Raw genomic sequence first — 21,475 nt, 5'->3', positions numbered from 1 at the left:
CCCGGTCGGGACCGCCATTTTCTTTAAAACAATATGGCTCAGTAGCTCAGTCGGTAGAGCAAAGGACTGAAAATCCTTGTGTCGGCGGTTCGATTCCGTCCTGAGCCATCTTATATGCCGGTGTAGCTCAACTGGTAGAGCAACTGACTTGTAATCAGTAGGTTGAGGGTTCAATTCCTTTCGCCGGCACCATGAAATTCCCTATGGTGGGGTAGCGAAGTGGCTAAACGCGGCGGACTGTAAATCCGCTCCCTCCGGGTTCGGCGGTTCGAATCCGTCCCCCACCACCATTTTTTACAGGGGCATAGTTTAACGGTAGAATAGAGGTCTCCAAAACCTTTGGTGTGGGTTCGATTCCTACTGCCCCTGCCATTTATCTTACTTGTCTCTTGACTTGAAACATCATTATTATTATGGCGGTTGTGGCGAAGTGGTTAACGCACCGGATTGTGATTCCGGCACTCGGGGGTTCAATTCCCCTCAGCCGCCCCTTTTTTATTTTTGGGGTATAGCCAAGCGGTAAGGCAACGGACTTTGACTCCGTCACTCGTTGGTTCGAATCCAGCTACCCCAGTTATTAGCGGAAGTAGTTCAGTGGTAGAATACGACCTTGCCAAGGTCGGGGTCGCGGGTTCGAATCCCGTCTTCCGCTCCACTTATTCTACGGCGGCATAGCCAAGCGGTAAGGCACGGGTCTGCAACACCCTTACCACCGGTTCGATTCCGGTTGCCGCCTCCATTAATTGGTTTCCGTTTTATTATTTTTATAGTTTGCCCGAGTGGTGGAATGGCAGACACGTCGCACTCAAAATGCGATGCCGTAAGGCGTGCCGGTTCAAGTCCGGCCTCGGGTATCTTAGAAAAGGACAACTTCGGTTGTTCTTTTTTTATTTTCATTAATTTTACTCTTCATGAAAAAAACCCGCTTTGAGGAGAGTCGGCGGGTTTCAATTATTGCATTTATAAAATTGGTGAATGCTGTTCAATAATTAGATCTCTCATGAGGTGTTAAGTCAGGCACCTCGATAGAAGGTTTGCCCTGATGTAGAATGCTTGCTGTTGCCTCGCCTCCATTGATGCTAGTAAACATGGTCCCACACGCATTTGCTAAGCTTTGTGCTTCTTCTACACCCATTTCAGGTCGAAGGAATAGTACATGAAGTATTTCTGTTGTCTCTTCCGTGATTGCACTTCGGACAGAATCAACATAGGGGCTGCCGAATGGACTGTATCCATCCTTCAGAATTAGAATGTTATGTAATGAATTGAATCTACCGTTTAATCCGTCGTATCCATCTTCTGCTTGTCCCGTGGTCACACGAATATCACCAAAAAGTGTTTCACGATTATACATACCAGAAGGAATTCCATATTGAAGACTGAACAAGGTATTCAAGTCGATTGCACTTGAATGGCTTTTCAGATAATCTTGTTTACTGACACGTCTATATAATGCTTCAACAGAAGGACGATAACGATTGGGATCTGCGCCTAGTGCTTTCCAAACCTTGCGCCATTCTCGGATTCCGTCGATCTCATTAAATGAGCGTTCCTCAAGTTCAAAGAAAAGTTGTTCCTGAAATAATTGAAGTCTTCCTTTTAGCATTTGAGGGGAATCTGATACGGTTGTCCTGTTATAATGGATGATGGCTACTTTGAATTCAGGAACTTCATCAAATATTGCAGGTTCTATATGAAATTTCATAAAATCACCCTGTTCCTATTTTTCTCAAGTTTATCATAAGGGAGGTGGCAGATGGTGAATATCGCTCAGTTGCAACAAGACTTAGTTGCCTATGCATCAGAGATTGGTATCGATAAAATCGGTTTTACAACAGCAGCTCCATTCTTGGAGTTGAAAAACCGATTGAAACGACAACAGGATCTTGGCTATCAATCAGGATTTGAAGAAAGTGATGTTGAAAAAAGGACAGAGCCTACTTTGCTATTAGATCGTGCAGAGAGTATCATTTCCATTGCGGTTGCCTATCCTTCCAAGATGACTGATGCACCGAAAGGGAAGAAGGGGGAGCGGCGTGGGATGTTTTGCCGAGCTTCGTGGGGAACTGATTATCATACAGTCTTACGTGAAAAGTTAGCGTTATTGGAAGTGTTCTTACATGAGCGTTCTTCTGAAGTGAAAACGCGTTCTATGGTCGATACGGGAGAACTCGCGGATCGGGCAGTTGCAGAACGTGCAGGTATCGGGTGGTCTGCGAAAAATTGTTCTATTATTACACCAGAGTTCGGTTCATATGTCTATTTAGGTGAGATGATTACGAATTTACCTTTTGAACCTGATGTGCCGATGGAGGATCAATGTGGAGATTGTACATTGTGTCTGGATGCATGTCCGACAGGAGCCTTAATACAAGGTGGACAATTGAATGCGCAGCGTTGTATTGCTTTCTTGACGCAAACGAAGCAGCCAATTCCTGAAGAATTTCGTAAAGAGGTGGGGAATCGCATCTATGGGTGTGATACTTGTCAAACTGTATGCCCAAAAAATAAGCGGAAATATAATTTAGAGCAAGAATCATTCGTACCTGAGGCAGAGCTCGTAAAGCCTCTTCTCCAACCGATTTTAAAGTTATCAAATCGGCAATTTAAAGGAACTTTTGGTCATATGTCAGGTTCTTGGAGAGGAAAAAATCCTATCCAGCGAAATGCGATCTTAGCTTTAGCACATTTTAAAGAAGAAGCAGCAATCCCAGATTTTGTGAATTTGCTAAAAACAGATCCACGTCCTATGATCCGCAATACGTGCGCATGGGCTATAGGGGAAATAGGAACTGAAAGTGGACGACTAGCACTTGAACAAGTATTAGAGACAGAAACTGAAACAGATGATACTGTACTTGAGGAAATTAAAAAAGCAGTCATGAAGATGACTGTAACTGAATAGAAGGAAGTGGAATTATGCCAATACACGTAGCGCTATTTGAACCGCTTATTCCGGCCAACACTGGCAATATTGCACGAACTTGTGCAGGCACTGGAGCAAAATTACATTTAATTGAACCCCTCGGCTTTTCAACGGATGATAAAATGTTGAAACGAGCAGGACTAGATTATTGGGAACATGTTGATATTACGTATCACGGTGGCATCAATCAATTGTTCGAGAAATATCCTGAAGGAATTTTCTATTTTATCACCAAGTTTGGGACAAAGACTTTCTCCGATTTCGACTTTTCAAATGTCGATCAAGATATCTTCTTTGTCTTTGGAAAAGAAACTACTGGATTGCCGACTGAGGTTACCGAAGCCCATTCAGATACGTGTCTTCGAATTCCTATGAATGAACATATACGATCATTGAACCTATCCAACACTGCGGCGATACTCGTATATGAAGCGTTGCGTCAACAAGGTTACCCAGGCTTACACTAAAAAAAAGGATGCAGCTCTAATTAGAGCTGCATCCTTTTTAATGTGTTATTTTTTCACTTTGCCTGGCTTGTCAGCATAACCGCCTGTGAAGATTGCGGATAGGAATGCGAAGCAGACACCCATGATTAGAATTAGTCTCATCAGATACCCTCCTGTTGAATCAGTTGTTCTAACATCATTATACCGGAACCGCAACAAAAAGGAAATGACTCACTTTAAAATATATGACAAGTGTCTGACAAATTCTATTGCGTATTCGTGTTCAGTACTCCTGACGAATGATATGATTAAAATAAGAAATACGCGAAAATAAAGGAGTGGTACTACTATGGCAGCTACCTATTCAGAAACGAAACAACTTGCGAACGGAGTACATATGCCTCGTTTTGGACTAGGTGTTTATAAAATGACGGATTCCATGCAAACAGTTGAAGCAATCACTTATGCATTGGAGCATGGATATCGTGCGGTTGATACAGCAGCGATTTACGAAAATGAGACAGAAACAGGAGAGGCGATCCGTGCTTCAGGGATTTCCCGCAATGAGCTTTTCATCACATCTAAAGTATGGAATTCCGATCAAGGGTACGATCAAACCCTAAGGGCGTTTGAAACATCCTTAAAAAAATTAAAGCTCGACTATTTGGACTTATACTTGACGCATTGGCCGGTCAGCGGAACGTTCGTAGATACGTACCGTGCCATTGAACGATTGTATGAAGAAAAGCTGATTCGAGTACCAGGTGTCTCCAATCACCATATCCACCATCTCGAAAAACTGTCAGTCACGGCGAACATTGCGCCAATGGTTAACCAGGTTGAGTTACATCCTTTGCTAACTCAAGTCCCTTTGCGTAATTACTGTGCTCAACAGGATATTGCAGTAACGTCTTGGTCTCCACTTGCGCGTGGACAGCTTTTGGACAACGCTGTTTTAGGTGAAATCGGGAAAACACATCATAAGACGGCGACACAAGTAATCATTCGCTGGCATCTACAGAAAGATTTAATCGTCATTCCAAAATCCGTTACTCCAGAACGAATTTTGGAAAACAGTCAAATCGGTGACTTTGTCTTAACAGCCGAAGAGATGAAAATGATTGATGAACTGAACCGTGATGAAAGAACAGGTACAGACCCCGATACAATCGGATAAATGAAAAAGCGGCATGGGATACTATTCCCATGCCGCTTTTAGCTATTCATTAAACAGTAATCACAATTTTTTCACCCGTAAATGGATGAACAAAAGAAGTTTCTACAGCGGTTAAACGATACGTACCGTCTGGAAGAGCTGCTGCTTCATACAAGTTATCTCCAACTACTGGATGACCTAAGTGAGCCATATGAACACGGATTTGGTGTGTCCGTCCTGTGTCGAGGGTCGCTTCGATCATAGTTGTTTGTTCTTTACGCTCAATCACTTTGAAGTGAGTTACCGCAGATTGACCTGACATTGAAATTCGGCGACGTGTTGGGTGATGTCGATCACGACCAATCGGCATATTGACACTGCCTTTCAACCGTTTCAATCGACCTTCCACTTCAGCATGGTAGAGACGGGTAATCTCGTTGGAAGCAATCATTCTGTCAAACATAGCTTTGGCCATTGGATGTTTTGCGACGATGACAACACCAGACGTACCTTTATCAAGACGTTGAATATGCTCTGCGTACGTACCGCCTGTCGCTTGTACATGGGCGATTACTGCATTCATCATCGTTGCTTCACGGCTAGTCCCGTCAGGATGAACGGCAATGCCATCAGGTTTGAAAACAGCCATGAAGTGATCATCTTCTGTAAGAACTTTCACTCCTGGTACATCTAATGGTGCGTATTCAGAGTGTGCTTCGGGTAACTGAAACGTTAACTCAGTTCCTGCTACTAGTGGAGTGCGCCATACGACAGGAACTCCCTCTGAATCCGTCACGGCATTTGCCATCCGTAATTCGTGAATGTTTTTCTTTCCTGCTTGCCAGTCATCCCGCAATAATTGTTCAAGTGTACCATCAGAGTCTTTCGCTGTGTACGTAAATGATGTCATTAATATGTCCTCTTTTCTGTTGCTCACTTTCCGTAATACTCATTAAAGAATGCGTGGATATTTTCTTCTGGTTGCAATCCAACAAGTCGGCCGACTTCTTTGCCATTCTCATATTGGACAAGTGCTGGCCATGCTTCAATACCATATTTCTCTTTTACTTCTTCACCAAACTCAAGCATATTGTACTGATTGATTTTCACGCCTTCTTCTTTTGCAATGGGCATGAGAATAGGGGTCATCTCCATGCAGTAGTGACATTCTGGATGGAAGTAGTACACCGTAGTAGGTTCACCAGATTCAATTTTCTTAAACGTTGCATCTGGCAGTGTAATGCTGTCGTAGTTTTCATTGCCGATCAAGTCAATCGTGGACTTCTCTAAATCGTCTGTACCATAGGGATTGTCAGCTAACTTCGATTTATTTGAAGCCGTTGTAAGTACGATGATCGCAACAAAAAACACAACGATAATCCCACCAATGATCAATAATTTCTTCATAGATTATTTCGTCTCCTTCAACTGTTTTAGCATCATAACACTTGCAATGAATATCAAAGCAAATGCAACGAATGCCATGAATGGGATGGTGATAAAACCTAAATAATTCACGTATTGTGCTGTGCAAGGAACATCTCCACACGTTCCTGCATGTTCATGGAAGAAGCTAAGCTTTTGTGTTGCATAATGATAAGCCGACAAGCAAGCGCCGATGATGCTAAATGTCGCTGTTGTCAACGCAATACGTCCATTCTTCTGGATAAGTGCAATACCCGCAATTAGAACAATCGGATACATCAAGATACGCTGGTACCAGCAGTATAGACATGGGGTGAAACCTTTAACTTCTGAATAGTATAAGGAACCCAATGTTGCGACTAACGCAACGGTCCAGATCAGGAGTAACAAATTTTCCAAACGCTTGTTCATTTCGTGTGCTCCTCTCAGCGATTTCAACTCCTTATTATAGAGGGAAATCAACTTTTTTGCTAACGTTGGGCATAATCTTCGAAAAATAGGGTATTCAAGGTAGAGAGGTGATTTGTGTTGAGCGAAGAATTTGATTTATCATCATTTGAAATAAGCATGGTAGTTCGACAAATGGAAATGTCGGACATACCTGAAATATTAGCGATGCAGGAAGCTTGTTTCCCTGGAATGGATCCCTGGGAAACGGAACATTTGAAGAGTCACATGACTGTATTTCCAGAGGGGCAATTTGTTGCTGAGCTGGATGGACAGATTATTGGTTCATGCTCAAGCTTAATTGTGAATTTTGCAGAATATGATGATCGCCATACATGGGACGACATTTCTGATAATGGCTACATAACGAACCATAATCCTGAAGGGTACAATTTGTATGGGATTGAAGTGATGGTTCATCCGGAATTTAGACGCATGAAGGTCGGTGAACGACTTTATGAGGCACGAAAAGAACTTGCTCGTGAACTGAATTTGAAGTCCATCATTATCGGTGGGCGCATTCCGAACTACCATAAGCACTCAGATGAGATGTCGCCGAGAGAATACGTTAACTCGGTTGCAAAACATCGCATCTATGACCCCGTTCTAACGTTCCAGCTGATGAATGACTTCACACTGATGCGTATCAATCCAAACTACTTGCCTGATGATAAGGCGTCCAAGCGTTATGCAACCCTGATGGAATGGAATAATATCGATTACAAAGCACTTTCAAAACGTCATTATAAAACGAGTTATCCCGTGCGTATTTGTGTCGTTCAATATTTGATGCGTAAAATTTCTTGCTTTGACGAACTAGCATCGCAAGTGGAATACTTTGTGAATATCGCTGCAGATGCAAACTCGGATTTTGTAGTGTTTCCAGAGATTTTCACAACTCAACTCATGTCCTTCCTAGATGAGCGTTCTGCAAGTCAGTCTGTACGTAAAATCTCAGAGTATACGGAAGAATATATCGAACTATTTAACAGCTTGGCGGTTCGTTATAACGTCAATATTATTGGCGGGTCTCACTTCGTTGAAGAAGAGAATGAGGAGATTTACAATATCTCTTACCTCTTTAGACGGGATGGTTCGATCGATAAACAATACAAGATCCATATCACACCGAACGAAAAGAAATATTGGGGAATCAGTGCGGGAGATTCCGTCCGTGTCTTTGACACAGACTGTGGAAAGATTGCCATTCAAGTTTGCTATGATATTGAATTTCCCGAGCTTGCTCGAATCGCTACTGAAAAAGGGGCGAATATCATTTTCACGCCGTTCTGTACAGAAGATCGGCAAGGTTATTTGAGAGTCCGTTACTGTGCGCAGGCTCGTGCTGTCGAAAATCAAATTTATACGGTCATTTCTGGTACGGTTGGAAACTTGCCGCAGGCGGTTAACATGGATATTCAATATGCACAATCTGCAATCTTTGCCCCTTCGGACTTTGAATTTGCCAGGGATGGGATTGTAGGAGAAGCGAATGCAAACTTAGAAACAGTGCTTATTGGAGATGTGGACTTAGAAGTGTTGAAGCGACAGCGTCAAGACGGAACGGTGAAGCAGTTGAAGGATCGCCGTCGAGATATCTACAATGTAGAGTACTTCCAAAAAAATGCAGAGCAATAAAAAAAGAGACGATTCCGAAAAGGAGTCGTCTCTTTTTATTACACCATTTCTTCTTCTAAGTCTGCTTCCTCATCTTCGAGCTTCTCTGCTTCAAGATAGAGAATGTGGTGACCTTCCACGTCTTTGACGGAAAATTCATAGCCTTGTTCTATAATTTTTTCTCCGGGAATGGCTTCAAAGCGTTGAGACATGAACCATCCACCAATGGTATCGATATCCTCTTCATCGAGGTCGATGCCAAGTGTATCATTGACGTTGTCCAAAAGCATTTTTGCGTCGAGGATGAAATGGCCTTCACCAACTACCTGAACATCTGGTAATTCGTCTTGGTCAAATTCATCTTGTATTTCACCAACGATTTCTTCAAGGATATCTTCAATGGTAACCAATCCGGAGGTTCCACCGTATTCATCCATAAGAATCGCCATATGAATGCGTTCTCGTTGGATTTTTAACAGCAAGTCTCCAATTGCCATCGTTTCAATGACACGAATAATCGGCTGCATGTACGCAGTGACCGGTAACTCTCCGTTTTTAGGGTTCTTAATATATGCTGTGAGCAAATGCTTCATATTAACGAGACCAATAACATGATCCTTGTCACCATCGGTAACAGGGTATCGAGTGAATTGCTCGATGCCAGGCATGTTGAAGATTTCAGCAGCGGTCATTTCTTTTTCAATGGTCATCATTTCCGTTCGAGGAACCATAATTTCTTTTGCAATCCGATCATCGAATTCAAATATTTTGTTCACATATTTGTATTCGGATTGATTGATTTCCCCGCTTTTCAAACTGTCGGACAAAATCATTCGCAATTCTTCTTCTGTATGGGCTACATCTGCTTCATGGATTGGTCGAAAGCCAAATAATCGAGTCACTAATCTTGCTGAACCATTTAAGATCTTAATGAACGGATACATCGTGCGATAAAAGATGATGAGTGGTTTTGCAAGTGCAAGTGTTAACGTTTCTGCTTTCTGAATCGCTACCGTTTTTGGAGCAAGCTCACCAATGACAACATGAAGGAATGTCACGACAATAAGCGCGATAGAAAAAGAAAGGAAGACTGTCATGCTAGTTGATAACTGCAAATAAGTAAACAGAGGCTCAAGCATTAACGCAACGGTCGGTTCTCCAAGCATACCGAGTCCGAGTGCGGTAATCGTAATTCCGAGCTGACAGGCAGACAAGTATTCATCGAGGTTATCTACAACTCGTTTAGCATTTACAGCTTTTTTGTTGCCTGCTAAAGCTAGCTGATCGATTCGTGTCATTCTGACTTTCACTATTGCAAACTCAGCTGCAACAAAAAATGCAGTGAGGGCGATCAAGGCAGCAAATGCTGCCAAGCGTATGGGAATATCCAAATGGGTGCTTTGTTTCATGCCAGTGAAGGGGGAAACAAAGCGTACACCTCCTGTGGTTTAAAATTAGGTAGTTGAACTAATCATAAATGGTTAAAGCGAGAAATACAATGATTTTTCCTCTGGAATCTCCTGTAAGAACCTATGAAATTTTCAAAAGATTTCATAAAAAGTATTGACAATGTTCAAAAGAGCGTGATAATCTAATATTATTCGAAACTCGAAAGGAAAAGGAGGGCTTGACATGAACAAACGTGTAGCGCACAAAATCACTCAACTTCAAGCTTGGCCCTTCGCACCGCGATTATAGTAGATTGAATCTAAAATCGTTAGGTTACAGGGCACCGTTCCCTATTCAGACATACGTCTCTGAATGGAGAACGTGTGTCTTTTTATGTTCACTAAAATAAGGTGTTATCACGCAAAGCGTGTTGCATATACAACTAATACGAAAGGGGAGCTATAGATGTGATGAACGAAACGTTCCAACCTATAAAATTGCTTAAAAAGGAGACACCAGAAGGCGGATAGCTGAAGTTGCTCCAAGAAAGGTCGTAGATATAGTATGTTTTCGGTTTTAGGGAAATTAAGTTGGTTTTTTAAGGAGAATAAGAAGCGCTATACCATTGCTCTCCTATTATTAATTATGTCAAGTATCTTGGGAATTATCCCCCCATGGATTATAGGTAAGGCAATCGACGGAATCCACTTGAATACGATGAATGCTCAATTGCTTTGGACATATATCGGCATCATGTTACTCATTATTGTAATTGGATATATTGGGGATTACGTTTGGCAATACCAATTGTTTGGTGGCGCCAATGTCATTGAACGGAAATTACGTGGCAATTTAATGCGCCATTTTCTAAAGATGACCCCGTCATTTTATCAACGTAACAAAACAGGGGATTTAATGGCCCGATCAACAAATGATCTTCAAGCCATCTCTGAAACGGCTGGATTTGGAATTATGACGCTGATTGACTCCACGGTATACTTGTTCACCCTAATTGTCATGATGGGGTTCCTCGTGTCGTGGAAACTAACACTTGCAGCAATTTTACCATTACCCATTTTAGCTTATTTAATGCAAGTGCTTGGAAAACGAATACATCTCAAATTCGTAACCGCACAAAAGGCATTCGGTGATCTGAATGATGACGTGCTAGAAGCTGTGGCGGGTGTCCGGGTCGTGCGTGCATATGTTCAGGAACGCGCTGAAGAAAAGCGCTTTGAAGATGCGACAGAAGACGTTTACCAAAAGAATATGGAAGTTGAACGGATCGACGCACTGTTCACCCCCATATCAAAAATAATGACATCGTTATCGTATATGATTGGTCTCGGTTATGGAGCCTATTTGGTTTCCGTGGGAGAGATGTCATTAGGTGGATTGGTTACGTTCAACGTCTATCTCGGAATGATTGTGTGGCCAATGTTTGCCATTGGTGAACTCATCAATGTCATGCAACGCGGAAATGCATCACTCGATCGCGTTCAAGAAACATTGGATGCAATTGAAGATGTCAGAGATCCATCGATGCCTGTGCAGATGAACCGTCCTGGAGTGATCGGTTTTGAAGACGTCAGTTTTGCATATCCAACGTCTGAACGTAAAAACTTGGATCAGATCCGTGTGAAACTATCAGGTGGCCAAACATTAGGTATCGTTGGAAAAACGGGCAGCGGAAAGACGACATTTGTCAAACAGTTGCTGCGCGAATATCCTGCAGGTGAAGGCTTGCTCTCATTTGACGGGAACCGTTTGGATGATATGACGAAGGAGCAAGTCCGTAACTGGATTGGTTATGTGCCTCAGGATCATGTGTTATTTTCACGTTCGGTTCGCGACAATATTTTATTTGGTAAACCGGATGCAGACGATCGTGATATTGCAGAAGCGATTCGACTTGCCCACTTTGAAAAGGACTTGGAACTATTGCCGGAAGGGTTACAAACCCTTGTCGGTGAAAAAGGAGTCGCCCTTTCAGGTGGACAAAAACAGCGAATTTCTATCGCTCGTGCTATTGTGAAAAATCCAGAGATTCTGGTCTTGGATGATTCACTATCTGCGGTAGATGCAAAAACGGAAACAAGAATCATTGAGAACATCCAAAACGAGCGTAGTGGGAAAACGACAATTATCACAACGCACCGATTATCAGCAATTCAGCATGCGGATTGGATTATTGTCCTTGAGGATGGCCGTGTGATTGAAGAAGGAAATCACGAAGACTTGCTCTCGATGAACGGCTGGTATAAAGAACAATATGATCGCCAGCAGATCGGAGGGGGAGAATAATGACGACAGGTAAACGATTAGTAAACTATGCGCTACAATTCAAAGGGTATTTCGTTGGCGGCATGGCACTCCTCGCGATAGCGGTTGGGGCAGATTTGCTTGGCCCGATCATTGCAAAACAAATTATAGATAATCATATAGCAGGTGCAGCAACAGGTGGCATTGATTTTGAACCGATTGCTAAACTTCTCGCAATCTTTTTCGGCCTAGCAGTTGTCACGGCAATCTTCCGTTATGGACAGTATTTGCTTTTGCAGGCGACAGCGAACCGGATTGTCCAGAAAATGAGAAATGAACTATATCAACATATTCAAACGTTGCCGATCAGTTATTTTGATAACTTGCCTGCAGGTAAAGTTGTGGCGCGTGTGACGAATGATACCGAAGCCATACGACATTTGTACGTAACCGTCGTATCTCAATTTGCGATTAGCGGCATGTACATCATTGGAATCTATATAGCATTATTCAGTTTGGATCCGAAAATGGGAGCGATTTTGCTTTTTGTCTTACCACTACTCTACATCTGGATGATTCTTTATCGAAAATTTGCTTCCAAAGTCAATCACGTCATCCGGGCAAAAGTCAGCGACATGAATGGGATGATCAATGAATCTATTAACGGGATGACGATCATTCAGGCATTCGGACGCGAGAAACAGATGGAAGACGAATTTGAAGAACTGAATACGACGCATTATGACTACCAGACGAAGTTACTGAAAGTGGAAGCGGCAACGTCCCATAACTTGGTCAATGCGATACGATCGATTACATTCGTTATTTTCATTTGGTATTTCGCAGGAGCTTCAATTACAACAGAAAGCGTTGTATCCGTAGGTTTACTGTATGCGTTTGTTGACTACATTACACGTCTGTTTAACCCTGTAACAGGTATTGTTAATCAGTTCGCGAGACTCGAACATTCTTTAGTTGCTGCAGAGCGGGTGTTCCAGCTACTAGATCGATCTGGAGAATCTGTGAGTGATGAACGAATGGAGCGCTACGAGGGAAATGTGACGTTTGAGGATGTATGGTTTGCCTACAAAGAAGAGGAATATGTTTTAAAGGACATTAAGTTCGAAGCGAAACGTGGGGAAACGGTGGCACTCGTTGGTCATACGGGTTCAGGGAAAAGTTCAATCATGAACTTGTTATTCCGTTTCTATGATCCGGTTAAAGGAAAGATTTTAATCGATGGTCACGACATTACTTCCTTACCACGCCAGACGATCCGCAATCATATGGGCATCGTACTACAAGATCCTTATTTGTTCACTGGAACTGTTGAATCCAACATCAGTCTTGGCGATGAACGAATCTCCAGGGAAAAAGTTCGTGAATCGTTGGAAGCAGTTGGTGGAGAACGAGTTCTTGAGCATTTGCCTAAAGGGATTGAAGAACCTGTTGTTGAAAAAGGAAGCACTCTCTCTAGTGGACAACGACAGCTCATTTCTTTTGCGCGGGCACTCGCGTTCGACCCTGCGATTTTAATATTGGATGAAGCAACCTCCAATATTGATACAGAGACGGAGGAAATTATTCAGCATGCGATGGACGTATTGAAAAAGGGACGTACGACGTTCATCATTGCTCACAGACTTTCAACGATTAAAAACGCAGACAAGATTCTAGTGTTAGATCGCGGTGAAATCGTTGAAAGCGGAACGCATGACGAATTAGTCCAGCTCGACGGTCAATATGCACAAATGTATAAGTTGCAATCAGGGATTTCTGTTTAATATTGAAAAAGTCGAAGCCAATGAGCTTCGGCTTTTTTTTATGAGCTTTTTGGGGAGTATACGAGGAAGAGGAATCAGCATTTTTAATCAAGGAATCGGAAATTTAGAGAAATGTACTCTAGCATAACCTCTTGCCTATATGTTTCATAATTCGAAAAAGGATTGCGTACCTACCCGAAAAACCATATATTTAGAGTATCGAAAATTCCGGATAAGAAAGTAGGGGTTCCCTTGAACCTGATTCATGATTGGAAAAAAACGATCTTATCGTATAATCGAAACGTGAAATTCTTCTTGCTCGCAAATATCTTCATTCAAATCGGACTTGGCGCCTTTATGGTTATGTACAATTTGTATATTCGTGAACTTGGTATGCCTGAAACCGTAAATGGAAAAGTGATTTCCATGACAGCACTGGCTACAGCTGTCATGCTCGTTCCTGCTGGATTTTTAAGCGATAAATTTGGTCGCAAGTGGATGATTACAGGGGGAGCGGTCATTACGGTCGCCACTTTGTTTTGGAGAAGTGCAACCGTAATGGAAGAACCCATTATATTCGTATCCTCACTCACAGGAGTTTTTATGGCGTTTGTACAAGTATCGGGTATTCCATTCCTCGCTGAAAACTCAGCTCCATCTGAAAGGGTCAAACTATTCAGCATCCAGTTTGCGCTGATCACTGTTTCTCAGGTAATCGGAAGTCTTGCAGGGGGATTGCTAGCAGATGGGTTGCAACTGTTCTTCAATATGGGAGCAGTGGATGCAATTCGATGGTCGTTATATGTTGGCGCAGGGGTATTTGCGTTAGGGCTTCCACCCTTGTTCGCCTTGAAAGACAAACCGCCCATTCCAGTACAAGTACGTGAAACAACTCAGAAGGAAATTAAAGCAACTCCCGAGGAAATGAGGGATACAAGTTTCAAAAAGAACTTCATCCTCATTCTTCACTTTTCGTTCGCAGGATTGCTGATTGGAATCGGTTCGGGTCTTGTGGTTCCTTACTTAAACTTATACTTTGCCAATCGTTTCAGTGCTTCCAACTCGTATATCGGACTGATACTATCTCTTGGATCTGCTATGACTGCAGTGGCGGTGCTTATTGGTCCCATACTTGTAAAAAAAGTTGGTAAAGTGAAGGCACTTATTCTATTTCAGTTGCTTTCAATCCCATTCTTACTACTCACAGGATTTACAAATTCACTAATGTTAGCGTCTCTCGGGTTTTTACTCCGCCAAGCGCTTATGAATGCAGGGAATCCGATACAAAGTGCTGTTGCGATGGAACTCGTTTCAGATAAGTATAGGGGACTCGCGAACTCGATGAACCAAACCGTATTCCAATTAGGTTGGGCGTCGATGGCCCCAATTGCAACTGGCCTCGTCGTAGCACGTGGTTTTTATTGGGGCTATGCAATCGCATTTAGTATCACAGCAGCGCTCTATGTAATTTCTTCGATTTATTACTATGTAGTGATTGGCAAACAAAAATTATCTGAAGACTAATTGAGGGGCACATTGTTCAGTATTCGTTAGCTAAAAGATTAACCGTTGCTTGTAGTGGAAGGCTCGACTCCTGCGGGAATAGCATGAGCCTTGAGACCCCGCAGGAAGCAAAGCGAACGAGGAGGCTCAAGCCATGCCCGCCGGAAAGCGAGTCCTGGAACGAAAAGAAATGGTTGAATGGAGTTCCTATGTTAATTCTTCTACATTAATATTATAAAAACTCTTGATTCAATGTAAGAAAGCGTCCGCCTGAAACGAAAATCAACTCCGTTATATGGCTGATTTAAAGAGAAAAAGGCTAGTCCAAGAGGAAAATAACCCCTTTTAGACTAGCCCTTTACTTTTTGTCATTATTGATCCGACAGCTACATCCGCTTAGGCTGCGTTTCTTTCCAAGCGTTTTGTTCATCGGTCATACGATCTTTGTCTTCAAAAACATTTTCTGTTTTTTGATTTTCAACATACAATTGTTGTTTTTCTTTTGCCAATTGTTCAGGAGTCTTTTCTTCCATGCACATTCCCTCCAAAATTAATTAATACAGATAGTCTGTGCATAAACGAGCTCCTTATTCATACACGTGAAAGGTCATGAGCTCGTGTACCATTTTTTTTACGGATTCTTCATCATTAGGTGTGGATTTTGTCCACTTAATGGTTCCATCAGGCATATAATCTCCTGTAAATCGCTCAGAACCTTGCTGGAATGAAAACGTCCAACCGGGCAGTTGTCCACCTTCAAACATGGGCTGTACTCGAAAATGCTGTAACATATCATTTACCCCTTTCATGATTCAATTCACCTCTGCATATAGTTAAAGTAAACTATTTAGGAGGGCGAGACGTGTTTGTCTCAAAACTAAAGCAAGCCATTCATGATGAATACAAAGCCTACTTTTTTTACAAGTCTCTGCATGACCAGTTAAAAGAACCGATGTGGAAAGATTTTGTCCGCCATGCATATGAAGACGAGAAAAGTCATTACGAAATGTTTCAACAGCTCCATTATATGCTGACTGGATCGTTTGTGCCTAATCCGAAACGTCCTGTTCCTTGCTATGATGCCAAACAATGTGTGCAGAAAGCGCTTGTCGATGAATTGGAGGACATTGAAACGTATAAGGAAATGTTGTTGACCATTCCGATTGAAGAGGCATATAATCCTCTGTTCATTGCACTTCATGATGAAATGGAGCATGCAATCCGAATGTCCACTATTTACAATGCACTGCCTTGAACTGACAAAAACCACCCTTCGTAAAAATGCGGAAGGTGGTTTTTGTATGTATATGATGCTAAATGAATTCCTGAGGCCAATCAGAAATGCAAAGTTTGAGAGACAGCGCACTGTCAAAATGTCATTCGACAGAGTATCGATGGAAAGAGAAGGTTCATTACTAAAAGCCCTGTCGGAATTTCAGATTCCATGATAAAAGTTATGTCGATAGGACAACTATAGCACTAAAAATGATATGTGTAAATATGTTGCCTTGTAGTAATTAATGGGAAAATTATAATTGTTTTTTGACCTTCAAAGAGTGGCTTTACTAAGCCATTCTTTGAAGTAAGACGTGGCTTCCAGCATTCTAGGACCGTACCAAAACATCTCCCCGTCTATAGGTAATATCGTAGCATTTGGAAGCATTTCTTGAAATTCAGGAACATGTTTTTCTTTAAAAGGATATGGTTCTGAAGCTAAAAGTACCAAGTCTGGATTGGCGGACTGAAAATCATGAGTCGTAAGTTCTGGATATCTTCCAGGTAATACACGGATTGGATTGGAAAAACCGAGTGTTTCAAGTAGTGAGTCGATATAGGTTGTACGTCCAGCTGCCATATAAGGTTTTTTCCAAATGACATACATGGCATTTCCTGAGGTTAGCCCTTGAAGAGAATGGAATCCGGCTTGAATTTTAGATATCAAGCTTCGAGCTTCATTGCGCCGATCGGTTACATCTCCAATGTCTTCAATCATCGAATATGCCTCTTGCACGCATTGTACTTCCGCTACGTAAACTGGGAGGTGTTGTTCAAGCGCTTCTACAATTTCTTTCGTATTTTCTTCCTTCTCTGCGATGATCAGGTCCGGCTTCAATTGTAAAATGGCATCTAATTTTATATCTTTCGTACCAGCAACGGCTTTTACATCCAATACTGCTGGAGAGGGATGAATGCAAAAGCGGGTTCTTCCCACAATTTCCTCTTGCAAATCTAATGCAAATAAGGTGTCTGTAATGCCAGGACAAAGGGAAATAATTCGTTTCGGTGGATAGGTGTAAGTTACGGATCTTCCGAGTGCGTCTTGTACAGTTCGTTCCATAAAATCATCCTTTCTATCTGAGGAGCACATCTATACTGTTCATCATACTGGATTTTCACATCAAATTCAGCCGATTGTTATACAGGACAGACAGCCTAATTAGTTGGTTAACCATGGTGTTCTGTTATAAGATGAAAGAAATCGAACAGGAAAAGGTGAAGCGATTGGAATTTTTATGGATTCTTTTGTTCATGGCACTCATCGGAGCAGTAATCGGGGGCTTCACGAACCACCTGGCTATCAAGATGTTATTTCGACCTCACGAGGCAAAATATATCGGCAGTTGGCGGGTTCCATTTACCCCGGGACTTATCCCGAAACGACGTGATGAACTTGCTGTACAACTAGGGCGAACCGTAACAAATTATTTACTGACACCGGATACATTTCGAAAGCGCCTATTGACACCTGACATGGCAGCCAAAGCAGAACAATTCGTTCAAAGTCGATTGGAGAAGGAAGTATTCCACTCCGAGCGAACGATTGCAGAGTGGTTTGAGCTCGCAGGGGTTTCCGATCTGGATCTAGTTCTGGAGCAAAAAACTGCTGTGCTTATTGACGCTCGATTTGATAGAGCAAAACATGCAATTTTATCGGGAACTGTAGAAGAAAAGGTTCCAGAGAAATGGTTGCTGGAAGCGGAAACTCATATTCCAACAGTGACTTCTTATGTTTTGAATCGAGCGGATCAATTCGTGGATTCTTATGAAGGGAAAGTGATGTTTCAACGATTGATCACAGATTTCCTAGGGTCAAAAGGGACACTTGGCGGAATGGTCAATATGTTTTTCGGAGACTCGAACTCGCTAGTTGAAAAGGTACAACGGGAAGCGAAGAAATTCATCGCCGCACCTGGGACCACACAACTTATTGAAACGATGCTTACGAAAGAATGGAACAAATTGAAGCAGAGACCTATGGAAGAACTAGTAGGTGGTTTTGACTGGGATGGCCTTGGTGTCACGTTGCGTAACTATTTGCTTAAGGAATTGGATGTTTCTAATCGACTCGCTCAGCCGATTCACTATTACTGGTCTTCTGGTGCTGCGTGGACTGCAACAAACTTAACACCTAAAGTCATCGAGTTTGCATTCACACAAGCAGAGATCCAATTGGAACAGTCCCTGAAAAGATTAAAGCTAGACCAAATTGTGAAAGAACAAGTAGACACATTCCCAGTTTCAGTACTTGAAGATCTTGTTTTGGGGATTTCAAAACGAGAGTTTAAAATGATAACCGTCCTTGGCGCTCTATTAGGTGGTATGATTGGAATTGTGCAAGGACTCATTGTATACTTTACAAATCTTACTTAGGGGGAATTTTACATGGCAGTCAATATTTATGATGACATTAATAAGTTGGAAGAATCACTACGTACGACAGATGAATTTTTAGCGGTTAAAGAGGCGATCGAAAACGTCAAAGCGGACCCCGAAGCACTTGAAATGTTCCGCAATTTCCGTGAAATCCAAGTTACGTTGCAGCAAAAGCAAATGGCGGGTGAAGAAATTCAGCCGGACGAATTAGAGCATGCTCAAAAAACAGCTCAACTTTCACAACAAAATCCGAAAATCATGGCAATGCTAGAAGCGGAAATGAAGCTAAGCGGAGTCATCGAAGAAATTAACCGGATTCTCATGAAACCTGTTCAAGAAATTTACGAGACAATGAATTGACACCAAAACCAGCCCAATGAGGCTGGTTTTTTCTTTTCGTGGTTTGCTATACTGAGTATCACAGACAATCGGATCATTTTGATCCATGAGAAAGTTGGGCTAGCTATGAAAACTATCGCACTTCACGGCGATTTTAAAGAAGATTGGGTACGGATGTTCATCCATCTCTCCAATCTGTTTTTTGAGGAAACAAAAATTGCTAAGAAAGAAGAAACCGGAGAGCTCGATTTGCGCTTCGAAGAGCGTCAGGAAGGAGACCTCCTGATAGTTACAGCGGAGCTTACGGTTCAAGAAAAAACCTACCATGCGGAGTTCAAAGAGAATGCTGAAGGCGGCAATGAAAAAGATCAGAACCGCCAATGGAAGCGGCTCTATTCGCATGTATTATTGGAAGTTCTGGAATCCTTTACGGGCATGAACCAAGAGTGGGGCATATTGACGGGGATTCGTCCGACGAAACTTTACCATAAGTATCGCCAGGAAGGTCATAACGCGCACGACGTAAAGAAACTGTTGATGGATAAACACCGTGTGTCCGAACGAAAAGTGAACTTGCTTGAGACAATCACCGACATTCAATTGAAAGCTGTACCGGACCTTTACAAAGTTCAAGAAGAAGTGAGTATCTACATCGGTATCCCGTTTTGTCCGACAAAGTGTGCGTATTGTACGTTTCCTGCGTACGCGATCCATCGTAAAAGCGGCCGTGTAGAGACGTTTTTAGATGGCTTACACGAAGAAATTCGGCAACTCGGAGAATGGCTTACTGAACGGAATGTCAAAGTGACAACGATCTATTTCGGCGGCGGTACGCCAACATCCATTGAAGCAGAAGAAATGGACGCGCTGTATCAAGTCATGATTGAGTCTTTCCCGTTCATGAAAGAAGTACGGGAAGTGACGGTAGAAGCAGGGCGACCGGATACGATTACTCCCGCTAAAATTGATGTGCTCAAAAAGTTTGGTATCGACCGGATTAGTGTGAATCCACAATCGTATACAGACGAAACGCTGAAGGCAATCGGTCGTCATCATACAGTTCAAGAAACAATCGACAAATTTAAGCTGTCCCGTTCCATGGGCATGAATAACATTAATATGGATTTAATCATCGGACTGCCAAACGAAGGTATTGAAGAGTTCAGTCATTCGCTGCAAGAAACGGAAAAACTTCAGCCAGAGTCGTTGACGATTCACACACTTTCTTTTAAACGCGCTTCCGAAATGACACGGAATAAGAAGAAATACGAAGTGGCTGATCGCCCGACTGCTGAGCAAATGATGAAGCTTGGCGAACAGTGGACCGAAGCAAATGGATATGTCCCGTATTATTTATATCGCCAGAAAAACATTCTTGGGAATCTGGAGAACGTAGGGTATTCAAAGCCGGGTGAAGAGAGCATTTATAATATTATGATCATGGAAGAAGTGCAGTCCATTATCGGTATTGGTTGCGGCGCCTCTAGTAAGTTCCGTGACCCGAAGACTGGCCGGATTACACAATTCCATAATCCAAAAGATCCAGCCGCTTATATCTTATCGTACCAAGAATCCATTGAAAGAAAGTTAGAGTTGCTGGATGAGATCTTTCCACAACCTGTTTCAAAATAAAGGAGTTTTCACCTTTACCCCGAATTAGATTAATGAATGGCTATTCAGTTTAGCTGACAGTAAAATTAATTGGGAAAAGGGGAGTTATCATGTATCAAACAATAGAACTTACAAAAGAAGATCGGATTGCGACGCTTACACTAAATCGACCGAATTCGATGAATGCGATGGACGATGTGATGATGAAGGAATTAGCAGATGCTTTTGAAGAGCTTAAGTCTGATCATACAATACAGGTGTTACTCATCAAAGGAGCAGGTCGAACGTTTTCAGCGGGTGGAGATATTAAAAAAATGATCGACCCTGAGTCACCAATGGATATGGGAGATGTCATGCAACACATTACACGCCTAGCAAAGACACTCTACTTGCTGCCACAAATCACGATCGCTGTCATTCATGGTTCCGCTGCTGGACTTGGTTTCAGTCTAGCACTTGGATGCGATATCCTAGTTGCTGAGGAAAACAGTAAACTGGCTATGAACTTTATCGGCATCGGGCTCGTGCCAGATGGCGGTGGGCATTTCTTCTTGAAAGAACGTATTGGTACCACGAATGCGAAGAAAATGATTTGGGGTGGAGAAGTCATCGATGGGAAGACAGCAAAAGCAGCAGGTCTTGTCGATGAACTCGTTCCAAATGGACAAGCAGAAGTAGCCGCAAGTCAACTTGCCAATGGATTGCTCAGGTCACCGATATCTGCAATGATTGCTTCTAAAAGAATTTTGCATGAAAGTAAGCGAACAGAGCTTGAGCAAGTGCTTCAGTTGGAAAGCGAATCTCAAGTGGCGATGCGAAACACGGCAGATCATTTAGAGGGCATTCGTGCATTTGTGGAAAAACGACAACCTGTTTTCTCAGGGAACTAATCAAACAAAACCGGCATCTCATTTAGCTGACTGTCGGTTTTACTTTT

At 42.4% G+C, this 21,475-nt stretch carries 20 protein-coding genes and 9 tRNA genes; 21 read left to right on the top strand and 8 right to left on the bottom strand.

What is annotated here, in order from left to right; translation table 11 throughout:
- Positions 1-35: 35 nt before the first annotated feature.
- The 9 genes from RL70_RS06415 to RL70_RS06375 all read left to right on the top strand — a co-directional run bounded on the left by RL70_RS06415 (position 36) and on the right by RL70_RS06375 (position 854).
- A tRNA-Phe gene (locus tag RL70_RS06415) sits at positions 36-108 on the top strand.
- Between the two features lie 8 nt (positions 109-116).
- Positions 117-192: transfer RNA gene (locus tag RL70_RS06410), tRNA-Thr, on the top strand.
- A 13-nt stretch (positions 193-205) separates the two neighbouring features.
- Positions 206-290, top strand: a tRNA-Tyr gene (locus RL70_RS06405).
- A gap of 8 nt (positions 291-298) precedes the next feature.
- Positions 299-372, top strand: a tRNA-Trp gene (locus RL70_RS06400).
- Between the two features lie 44 nt (positions 373-416).
- Positions 417-489: transfer RNA gene (locus RL70_RS06395), tRNA-His, on the top strand.
- 13 nt (positions 490-502) lie between these two features.
- A tRNA-Gln gene (locus tag RL70_RS06390) sits at positions 503-574 on the top strand.
- Between the two features lie 6 nt (positions 575-580).
- Positions 581-655: transfer RNA gene (locus tag RL70_RS06385), tRNA-Gly, on the top strand.
- 10 nt (positions 656-665) lie between these two features.
- A tRNA-Cys gene (locus RL70_RS06380) sits at positions 666-739 on the top strand.
- A gap of 34 nt (positions 740-773) precedes the next feature.
- Positions 774-854: transfer RNA gene (locus RL70_RS06375), tRNA-Leu, on the top strand.
- Positions 855-982: 128 nt separating this feature from the next.
- Here the strand turns inward: RL70_RS06375 and RL70_RS06370 are convergent.
- Positions 983-1,705: a B3/4 domain-containing protein gene (locus RL70_RS06370; protein ID WP_039042587.1), complete on the bottom strand. Its 723-nt coding sequence runs from the start codon at positions 1,703-1,705 to the stop codon at positions 983-985.
- A gap of 54 nt (positions 1,706-1,759) precedes the next feature.
- On the opposite strand from RL70_RS06370, the gene queG reads away from it, so the two are divergent.
- The 3 genes from queG (at position 1,760) to RL70_RS06355 (ending at position 4,549) form a co-directional block, all read left to right on the top strand.
- Positions 1,760-2,905 carry a tRNA epoxyqueuosine(34) reductase QueG gene (queG, locus tag RL70_RS06365; protein ID WP_039042595.1) on the top strand — a complete coding sequence of 382 codons (1,146 nt, stop codon included), beginning with the start codon at positions 1,760-1,762 and terminating at the stop codon, positions 2,903-2,905.
- Between the two features lie 14 nt (positions 2,906-2,919).
- On the top strand, positions 2,920-3,393 hold the full coding sequence (trmL, locus tag RL70_RS06360) for a tRNA (uridine(34)/cytosine(34)/5-carboxymethylaminomethyluridine(34)-2'-O)-methyltransferase TrmL (RefSeq protein ID WP_039042586.1): 474 nt from the start codon (positions 2,920-2,922) through the stop codon (positions 3,391-3,393).
- A gap of 328 nt (positions 3,394-3,721) precedes the next feature.
- Complete coding sequence (locus RL70_RS06355; protein WP_039042585.1) at positions 3,722-4,549, top strand: aldo/keto reductase; 828 nt, start codon at positions 3,722-3,724, stop codon at positions 4,547-4,549.
- 49 nt (positions 4,550-4,598) lie between these two features.
- On the opposite strand, the gene RL70_RS06350 is transcribed toward RL70_RS06355, so the two are convergent.
- From RL70_RS06350 to RL70_RS06340, 3 genes are read right to left on the bottom strand one after another with little or no spacing between them, the layout of a single operon-like run.
- On the bottom strand, positions 4,599-5,438 hold the full coding sequence (locus RL70_RS06350; protein WP_039042584.1) for an RluA family pseudouridine synthase: 840 nt from the start codon (positions 5,436-5,438) through the stop codon (positions 4,599-4,601).
- Between the two features lie 23 nt (positions 5,439-5,461).
- Complete coding sequence (locus tag RL70_RS06345; protein WP_039042583.1) at positions 5,462-5,935, bottom strand: co-chaperone YbbN; 474 nt, start codon at positions 5,933-5,935, stop codon at positions 5,462-5,464.
- Between the two features lie 3 nt (positions 5,936-5,938).
- Positions 5,939-6,364: a disulfide oxidoreductase gene (locus tag RL70_RS06340; protein WP_039042582.1), complete on the bottom strand. Its 426-nt coding sequence runs from the start codon at positions 6,362-6,364 to the stop codon at positions 5,939-5,941.
- Between the two features lie 117 nt (positions 6,365-6,481).
- Between RL70_RS06340 and RL70_RS06335 the strand changes: the two genes are divergently transcribed.
- Positions 6,482-8,038 carry a carbon-nitrogen hydrolase family protein gene (locus RL70_RS06335; RefSeq protein WP_039042594.1) on the top strand — a complete coding sequence of 519 codons (1,557 nt, stop codon included), beginning with the start codon at positions 6,482-6,484 and terminating at the stop codon, positions 8,036-8,038.
- A 38-nt stretch (positions 8,039-8,076) separates the two neighbouring features.
- Here the strand turns inward: RL70_RS06335 and RL70_RS06330 are convergent, their stop codons facing one another.
- Complete coding sequence (locus RL70_RS06330; protein WP_039042581.1) at positions 8,077-9,426, bottom strand: hemolysin family protein; 1,350 nt, start codon at positions 9,424-9,426, stop codon at positions 8,077-8,079.
- A gap of 544 nt (positions 9,427-9,970) precedes the next feature.
- On the opposite strand from RL70_RS06330, the gene RL70_RS06325 reads away from it, so the two are divergent.
- From RL70_RS06325 to RL70_RS06315, 3 genes are all read left to right on the top strand, one after another.
- Complete coding sequence (locus tag RL70_RS06325; protein ID WP_039042580.1) at positions 9,971-11,710, top strand: ABC transporter ATP-binding protein; 1,740 nt, start codon at positions 9,971-9,973, stop codon at positions 11,708-11,710.
- Positions 11,710-13,452, top strand: a complete 1,743-nt coding sequence (locus RL70_RS06320) for an ABC transporter ATP-binding protein (RefSeq protein ID WP_039042579.1) — start codon at positions 11,710-11,712, stop codon at positions 13,450-13,452. Before RL70_RS06325 ends, RL70_RS06320 begins: the two co-directional genes overlap by 1 nt.
- Positions 13,453-13,683: 231 nt before the next feature.
- Entirely contained in the window at positions 13,684-14,955 is a 1,272-nt protein-coding gene (locus tag RL70_RS06315; RefSeq protein WP_052245813.1) for an MFS transporter, read from the top strand.
- Positions 14,956-15,320: 365 nt separating this feature from the next.
- Here the strand turns inward: RL70_RS06315 and RL70_RS17825 are convergent, their stop codons facing one another.
- Both RL70_RS17825 and RL70_RS06310 read right to left on the bottom strand, forming a co-directional pair.
- Positions 15,321-15,467, bottom strand: coding sequence for a hypothetical protein (locus RL70_RS17825; RefSeq protein ID WP_156137929.1), 147 nt, complete (start codon positions 15,465-15,467; stop codon positions 15,321-15,323).
- A 54-nt stretch (positions 15,468-15,521) separates the two neighbouring features.
- Positions 15,522-15,725 (bottom strand): DUF5342 family protein, encoded by a 204-nt coding sequence (locus RL70_RS06310; RefSeq protein ID WP_039042592.1) that lies wholly within the window; start codon positions 15,723-15,725, stop codon positions 15,522-15,524.
- Between the two features lie 71 nt (positions 15,726-15,796).
- Here RL70_RS06310 and RL70_RS06305 point away from each other — a divergent pair, with 71 nt between their 5' ends.
- Positions 15,797-16,189: a ferritin-like domain-containing protein gene (locus RL70_RS06305; protein WP_039042578.1), complete on the top strand. Its 393-nt coding sequence runs from the start codon at positions 15,797-15,799 to the stop codon at positions 16,187-16,189.
- Between the two features lie 294 nt (positions 16,190-16,483).
- Here RL70_RS06305 and RL70_RS06300 read toward each other — a convergent pair whose 3' ends face one another.
- A complete protein-coding gene (locus RL70_RS06300) occupies positions 16,484-17,272 on the bottom strand; it encodes an ABC transporter substrate-binding protein (RefSeq protein ID WP_039042577.1) in 789 nt (262 codons plus the stop codon).
- Positions 17,273-17,403: 131 nt separating this feature from the next.
- On the opposite strand from RL70_RS06300, the gene RL70_RS06295 reads away from it, so the two are divergent.
- From RL70_RS06295 to RL70_RS06280, 4 genes are all read left to right on the top strand, one after another.
- Positions 17,404-18,585, top strand: a complete 1,182-nt coding sequence (locus RL70_RS06295; RefSeq protein WP_052245812.1) for a DUF445 domain-containing protein — start codon at positions 17,404-17,406, stop codon at positions 18,583-18,585.
- A gap of 12 nt (positions 18,586-18,597) precedes the next feature.
- The gene (locus RL70_RS06290; RefSeq protein WP_039042576.1) at positions 18,598-18,948 is read left to right on the top strand and encodes a YlbF family regulator; all 351 of its coding nucleotides are present in this window, start codon (positions 18,598-18,600) and stop codon (positions 18,946-18,948) included.
- Between the two features lie 105 nt (positions 18,949-19,053).
- A complete protein-coding gene (locus RL70_RS06285) occupies positions 19,054-20,559 on the top strand; it encodes a coproporphyrinogen III oxidase (RefSeq protein WP_039042575.1) in 1,506 nt (501 codons plus the stop codon).
- 86 nt (positions 20,560-20,645) lie between these two features.
- Positions 20,646-21,428, top strand: coding sequence for an enoyl-CoA hydratase (locus RL70_RS06280; RefSeq protein WP_039042574.1), 783 nt, complete (start codon positions 20,646-20,648; stop codon positions 21,426-21,428).
- Positions 21,429-21,475: the final 47 nt, after the last annotated feature.

The organism is Sporosarcina sp. ZBG7A, assembly GCF_000813425.1.
In the GTDB taxonomy this organism is placed as follows: domain Bacteria; phylum Bacillota; class Bacilli; order Bacillales_A; family Planococcaceae; genus Sporosarcina.
The sequence above is the reverse complement of the archived record's forward strand: the minus strand, read 5'-3'. Positions and strand labels throughout refer to the sequence as shown.

Excerpts from the sequence above, each read along its gene's own strand:
- trmL (WP_039042586.1), top strand. The coding sequence starts at position 2,920 with ATGCCAATACACGTAGCGCTATTTGAACCGCTTATTCCGGCCAACACT.
- RL70_RS06295 (WP_052245812.1), top strand. The coding sequence starts at position 17,404 with ATGAAAGAAATCGAACAGGAAAAGGTGAAGCGATTGGAATTTTTATGG.
- RL70_RS06320 (WP_039042579.1), top strand. The coding sequence starts at position 11,710 with ATGACGACAGGTAAACGATTAGTAAACTATGCGCTACAATTCAAAGGG.
- RL70_RS06330 (WP_039042581.1), bottom strand. The coding sequence starts at position 9,426 with ATGAAACAAAGCACCCATTTGGATATTCCCATACGCTTGGCAGCATTT.
- RL70_RS06370 (WP_039042587.1), bottom strand. The coding sequence starts at position 1,705 with ATGAAATTTCATATAGAACCTGCAATATTTGATGAAGTTCCTGAATTC.
- RL70_RS06345 (WP_039042583.1), bottom strand. The coding sequence starts at position 5,935 with ATGAAGAAATTATTGATCATTGGTGGGATTATCGTTGTGTTTTTTGTT.
- RL70_RS06350 (WP_039042584.1), bottom strand. The coding sequence starts at position 5,438 with ATGACATCATTTACGTACACAGCGAAAGACTCTGATGGTACACTTGAA.
- RL70_RS06340 (WP_039042582.1), bottom strand. The coding sequence starts at position 6,364 with ATGAACAAGCGTTTGGAAAATTTGTTACTCCTGATCTGGACCGTTGCG.
- RL70_RS06355 (WP_039042585.1), top strand. The coding sequence starts at position 3,722 with ATGGCAGCTACCTATTCAGAAACGAAACAACTTGCGAACGGAGTACAT.
- RL70_RS06310 (WP_039042592.1), bottom strand. The coding sequence starts at position 15,725 with ATGTTACAGCATTTTCGAGTACAGCCCATGTTTGAAGGTGGACAACTG.
- RL70_RS06300 (WP_039042577.1), bottom strand. The coding sequence starts at position 17,272 with ATGGAACGAACTGTACAAGACGCACTCGGAAGATCCGTAACTTACACC.
- RL70_RS06285 (WP_039042575.1), top strand. The coding sequence starts at position 19,054 with ATGAAAACTATCGCACTTCACGGCGATTTTAAAGAAGATTGGGTACGG.
- RL70_RS17825 (WP_156137929.1), bottom strand. The coding sequence starts at position 15,467 with ATGGAAGAAAAGACTCCTGAACAATTGGCAAAAGAAAAACAACAATTG.
- RL70_RS06290 (WP_039042576.1), top strand. The coding sequence starts at position 18,598 with ATGGCAGTCAATATTTATGATGACATTAATAAGTTGGAAGAATCACTA.
- RL70_RS06325 (WP_039042580.1), top strand. The coding sequence starts at position 9,971 with ATGTTTTCGGTTTTAGGGAAATTAAGTTGGTTTTTTAAGGAGAATAAG.